1 protein-coding gene is annotated in these 904 nt (G+C 31.4%); it reads left to right on the top strand.

Annotated features, from left to right (window positions below):
• Positions 1-187: 187 nt before the first annotated feature.
• On the top strand, positions 188-904 hold a 717-nt coding region (locus ACFFIX_RS27815; RefSeq protein ID WP_378939899.1), incomplete at its 3' end, for a transposase.

Below are 904 nucleotides of genomic sequence, written 5' to 3'. Positions count from 1 at the left end.
AAGACTAAAGCAGCGGGGAATCCCCTCTGCTTTAGATCATTATCTAAAAGTACACACTGTAATATAAATTGAAACGCCGTATACGCGATCCGTACGTGAGTCTGTCTAACAATTTAGCGGATTTTTTGCTTATTTAAGAAGATAATTGGTATCACTGTCGAATCTATAATATAAAGGAGTTGACAATATGCCATTTATTCAAGCAGAAGATAGAAATCAAATAAATTTGTTGCCTAATTCTTTAGAGGATTTTGTCAGTGAAGAAAATCCTGTGAGAGTTATTGATGCTTACGTAGATAGCCTAAACTTAGAGGAACTAGGTTTTAAAATTTATTCTGGAAAAAATGCTGGTCAAAAACCATATAGAAGAGAAGATCTTCTTAAATTATATATTTACTGCTACATGAATAGAATTAGATCGTCACGCATGATGGAAATCGAAGCAACAAGAAATATTGAAGTCATGTGGCTTATTAGCAAAATAACACCTGATCATGGTACCTTATCTGCTTTCATGAAAAATAACAAAGGTGCTATAAAGCAATTATTCAAAGAATTTACACTTATGTTAAAAGGGTTTGGACTTATTGATGGTCAACTCATCGCTATTGATGGAACAAAGATAAAAGCTAGCAGCGCAAAAAATAAGCATTTTAATGAAAACATTATAAAAAAGAAACTAGACTATTATGAGTCGAAAATTGAAAACTACATTAGCGATTTCTTAAACACAACAGAAAACGATGATATGAAACAAAAAATCACTGAGAAAATTGAGTGTTATCAAGAAAGAATTAAGCAGTTAAATAACATAAAAGAAGATCTTAAAGATAAAGGGATAAAACAAGTCTGTTTAACTGATCCTGACGCAAAGTCTATGAAGAATAACGGTAAATTTGAGGTT

Origin of the sequence: Metabacillus herbersteinensis (assembly GCF_042433335.1) — a bacterium.
In the GTDB taxonomy this organism is placed as follows: Bacteria; Bacillota; Bacilli; order Bacillales; family Bacillaceae; genus Metabacillus; species Metabacillus herbersteinensis.
The sequence above is the reverse complement of the archived record's forward strand: the minus strand, read 5'-3'. Positions and strand labels throughout refer to the sequence as shown.